The organism is Bradyrhizobium sp. STM 3809 (assembly GCF_000239795.1).
Classification (GTDB): domain Bacteria; phylum Pseudomonadota; class Alphaproteobacteria; order Rhizobiales; family Xanthobacteraceae; genus Bradyrhizobium.
Window position 1 is genome coordinate 1 of the sequence record NZ_CAFJ01000742.1, and the last position, 3,880, is coordinate 3,880.

The following is a 3,880-nucleotide window of genomic DNA, read 5'->3' on the forward strand; positions in this document are numbered from 1 at the left end:
AAATGCTTTATCGCCACCCCTCCACATCGCGCCTGGCCGGCGCTTGCATGCTCTGTAGCGATCGCTATGTAAGCACTCCCCGTTGCGTCGGCGAAGGTCGGCCGGATGTGAATTTCGTCACACCCCACGGGCATCGGCGCACCAACCGGGTGCGACGTCCAATGGAGTTGACCGGTATGACCTCTCTCTTCCTGAGGCGCGGGCGCATGGCGCTCGGCGTCGCCCTGCTTGGCCTCGTGGTGAGTGCCGGCGTCATGACGGCGGTCTTTGCCAGGCCTACCCCGGTCCCGGCCGGGTTGCTGGGCGCGGAGTGGGAATGTGCACAGATGTTCTGGGTCACCAGCTGCACGCGAATCGTGCCGGTGGTACCGGCGTCGCGCCAGCACCACGCGCCGTATGGCGCGGCGTCCGACCTGCGCGCCGCCTGAGGCGGGAGACCGCATGAGCGACCAGGACGGGAGAGGCGGGCGAGGCGGCGCGGTCGCGGCGCTCGTCTTCGCTGCGGTCATGGTCGGCTTCGGCTTGTGGCTGGCCCATAGCCTGACGGCAGCGAGCAAGATGCAGGATTGCCTGATGTCCGGTCGCAGCAACTGCAACGTGATTGCGCCGTAACCGCGGGGGCCGCGATCGCAGCGGCGAATCAGCGCGCTGTTCGCGTATCCTGCCCGCTGCGCCTGGAACCAGCCGCAAATTTGTCGCGATTCCACTGGTTTGTCGCGGGGGATGCAATGGTGCCGACCCGTTCGGGGCCTTGCCCAGGTGGAAGCGGCGCGGCGGGGTCCCGATGATCTTGGCCGGGATCGCGCGACGGCAGATGATTGGCCAAAGAGGGGTAGGCAACCATGATTGCGTTCGATCACAAGAGATCCTGGCTGGCCGCCGCGGCGATCCTGGCTGCTGTCGCATTGCCGACCGCAAGCCAAGCCCAGGGACCCGGACAGGCACCGGACCAGGGTGGTCAGCAAGGTGGTCATCCGCTCCCGGGCCGTCCGCCGGCCGTCATCCGTCAGGGCCAGGGTCAGGGCGGGCAGCCTCAGGCGCAACAGGGGCCGCGCCAGCAGGGACCGATGATCGGGCAGCCCGGCGGACCGCCGCCGCGGTCGGCGATGCAGCCTCAGGTGCCGCCCCAAGGCCGTCCGCCGGCGCCCGTCGCGCAGCAGGGACGCCCGCCTGGACCGGGCTATGATCGTACCCATGGCTATGCCGTTGCACCGGGGCCTTCGGTCCGCGGACCGGATGCGCGCTTCGCCCGTGGCGCCATCGGTGTTCGCGACTATGGCGGACAGCCCTATCGCGGCCGGGTCGGCTGGGAAGGCGGCCGCTGGCGTCACGAGGTTCACAATGGCCGGCCGGGCTGGTGGTGGGACGTGGGCGGCGTCTGGTATTATTATCCTGAGCCGATGGAAGGCCCGCCGACCTATGTCTCGGACGATTACGCCGACGATATCGTCTACGCCCCGGCCACGGCCTATGAGGAGCCGCCACCGCCTCCGGTGGCCTACGAGCCCGCGCCGCCGCCATCCGATCCGGATCCTGCGGCCAGTGCGATCGGCGGTGCCATCATCGGCGGCGTACTCGGCGGTATCCTGACCGGCAAGCCGGGCGGGGCGGCTGCAGGCGCCGTGCTCGGCGGAGCCACCGGCGCGATCGCCGGTGCCACCGCCGCGTCGCGTCCGGGCTACTATCTCTCGCAGGGCAATTGCTATTATCGCTATCCCTCGGGCGAGTATGTCGCGGTCGATCCGCGCTCCTGCTACTGATCGGGCACGTCCGGCGCCGATCACCGCAGCGCTCGGCCGCACCGCTGAACCCGGACGCGGCTGCCGCGACTGATGAGCGAAGCGGACCTGATCTCGAGCCGCCGCCGGACCTCCGCAAAGGTCCGGAGCGGGACTTGGAACGAATCCTGTTAGGCTCCGCTTCAAGGCGAGGTGAGAGTTTCCGAAGCAATGACCAAGGCGTCCAAGCTGGTTGCCGCGAAGGGCAGCAAGGTTCTTCTGGTCCGGCGACGAATCGACGGCCGCTGGATGTTTCCGGGCGGCCGCAAGCGGTCGCGCGAGACCGCGAAGGACTGCCTGAAGCGTGAGATCAAGGAAGAGTTGCCGAAGCTCAAGCTCGGCCGGCTGCGGCTGTGGAAGGAAGTCACGGCCAAGAACAAGCGGTCCGGGCGCAAGATGAGCGACGCGATCTTCATCGCCAAGAACGCCAAGGGGCGGCTCGAGATCGGCGACAAGAAGGAGATCGACCGTGCCGTCTGGCAGAAGCCCTACGGGCTCAGCCTGACCCCGACCTCGCGCTACATCCGCGACCGGCTGTTTCCGCGCAAGGCGGACTGACCGGCCGGCGCACGCGGAACGCCTGACGGTTTCCGGCGTTGTCTGTCCATGACTTACGAAAGCACAGCCAGACCGCCACGCGTCCTCACGCCCGAAGAACGCCGGGCGCGCGATGCCATGCGCAGGGCCGATGCCGAGCAGGCCATGCGCGAGCATGAGGAGGCCCAACGGGCCTTCTACCGGAACCGCGAACGCCTGCGCGCCGAGCGCCTGGCGCGCGAAGCCGCCGCCGAGAAGAGCGGCTGAGCACGAAGGGCTCAGCCCGCCGGACGTGTCCGGAATGCGTTGGCCATGCGCAGAAACGCGCGATCGAGCAGGTCGTACATGTCGCCGGTGATGTCGCAATCGAACATCGCCCGGCGCATGCACGTCATCCATTCGTCGCGCTCGGCGTCGCCGATCGGAAACGGCCGGTGCGCCGACATGATGCATCTGTGCTCGGCGCGCTGGAAATACAGCGGCGGCCCGCCCAGCCAGCCGCTCAGGAATTCGAACAGCAATTGCCGGATCGGACCGAGGTCGGCATCGTGCATGGCGCGGATGCGGCGCGCATCCGGCTCTTCGTCCATGATCGCGTAGAAGCGGTCGGCCAGGCGCCGCACCCCCGCTTCCCCACCGATCAGGTCGTAGGGCGTCGCCTCGACCACCACCGCTTCGCTGGCTTGCTCCACCGCCGTCATTGCATCTCGCGTCCGTTCGCCCCGCCGCAGCCAATAGGCGACAGGCGCCTTTCGCCTTGATCTGCATCAAAGGCGACATGGCGATGGCCGCCGCGCGGCGGCGCCGCGGGCGTTGGTAACGAGAGCGCGCTGACGCTAGCGCAGGTTGGCTTTGACGATGCGCTGCCGGTCGGTGTCGGCTGCGATCTGGCGCAGCGTCTGGCGCAGCAGCGCGAGGTCGACCGGCTTGGAAAATGGCGGGTAGACGTTGAGGCCGAGGATCTTGCCGGCCCGCACGGTGACGTCGCGGGTCTGGTCGTCGGAGCCGCTGATGATCAGGATCGGCGTGCGCGACCTCATGTCGGCCAGGAGCTGCAGCACTTCGGTCCCGGAACGCTCGCCGAGATTGAGGTCCAGGGTGATGCACTCGAAGCTGCGCCGGCGCAGCACGTTCATGGCGCCGTCGACCGAGTTCACGCCTGTCGTCGCAAACCCCGCCTGGACGGCGATCTTGCGCAGGATCGACAGGTGAACGTCGGCATCTTCGATCACGAGAAGTTCGTTCAGCATGGTCCCCGCGCGGCTCGGTGTCGGCTCTTGATGGGCGCATGGAGCTTAAGAGTCGGTTTCTGAGTTCCACGTAAATTTTCAATCCCGTAGAATTACGGAAAATTCTGCACGGCATCGTGTATTGTCGGGTGCGGCGGCGAACACTCCCCCGGCAATCGATCTGTCGCGATGCGACCGCCCCGGATCGGTGTCGTCCCGGCCAGCGGCTATAGGGGCGCGCCAGATTGTGACCGCACCCTGCGCCGAGACGTCAGCAATCGTCATCGCAGCGCCTCCGGCGCCCGAGCTTTGCGGGTCGGCTCGCCCTCGACAACA

General features: G+C 67.7%; 7 protein-coding genes. 5 read left to right on the forward strand and 2 right to left on the reverse strand.

What is annotated here, in order from left to right; genetic code table 11:
• The 5 genes from BRAS3809_RS37540 to BRAS3809_RS31780 form a co-directional block, all read left to right on the forward strand.
• The coding region (locus tag BRAS3809_RS37540; protein WP_240535819.1) for a hypothetical protein at positions 1 to 428 on the forward strand (428 nt) is incomplete at its 5' end.
• A 13-nt stretch (positions 429 to 441) separates the two neighbouring features.
• Complete coding sequence (locus BRAS3809_RS36925) at positions 442 to 612, forward strand: hypothetical protein (RefSeq protein WP_170323361.1); 171 nt, start codon at positions 442 to 444, stop codon at positions 610 to 612.
• A gap of 455 nt (positions 613 to 1,067) precedes the next feature.
• On the forward strand, positions 1,068 to 1,760 hold the full coding sequence (locus BRAS3809_RS31770; RefSeq protein ID WP_008966112.1) for a hypothetical protein: 693 nt from the start codon (positions 1,068 to 1,070) through the stop codon (positions 1,758 to 1,760).
• Between the two features lie 189 nt (positions 1,761 to 1,949).
• Positions 1,950 to 2,336: an NUDIX hydrolase gene (locus BRAS3809_RS31775; RefSeq protein WP_008966113.1), complete on the forward strand. Its 387-nt coding sequence runs from the start codon at positions 1,950 to 1,952 to the stop codon at positions 2,334 to 2,336.
• Positions 2,337 to 2,384: 48 nt separating this feature from the next.
• Positions 2,385 to 2,582: a hypothetical protein gene (locus BRAS3809_RS31780; RefSeq protein ID WP_008966114.1), complete on the forward strand. Its 198-nt coding sequence runs from the start codon at positions 2,385 to 2,387 to the stop codon at positions 2,580 to 2,582.
• Between the two features lie 11 nt (positions 2,583 to 2,593).
• Here the strand turns inward: BRAS3809_RS31780 and BRAS3809_RS31785 are convergent, their stop codons facing one another.
• Together BRAS3809_RS31785 and BRAS3809_RS31790 are read right to left on the reverse strand one after the other, a co-directional pair.
• Positions 2,594 to 3,016 (reverse strand): group II truncated hemoglobin, encoded by a 423-nt coding sequence (locus BRAS3809_RS31785; RefSeq protein WP_008966115.1) that lies wholly within the window; start codon positions 3,014 to 3,016, stop codon positions 2,594 to 2,596.
• A gap of 135 nt (positions 3,017 to 3,151) precedes the next feature.
• Positions 3,152 to 3,565 carry a response regulator gene (locus BRAS3809_RS31790; protein ID WP_008966116.1) on the reverse strand — a complete coding sequence of 138 codons (414 nt, stop codon included), beginning with the start codon at positions 3,563 to 3,565 and terminating at the stop codon, positions 3,152 to 3,154.
• Positions 3,566 to 3,880 lie beyond the last annotated feature (315 nt).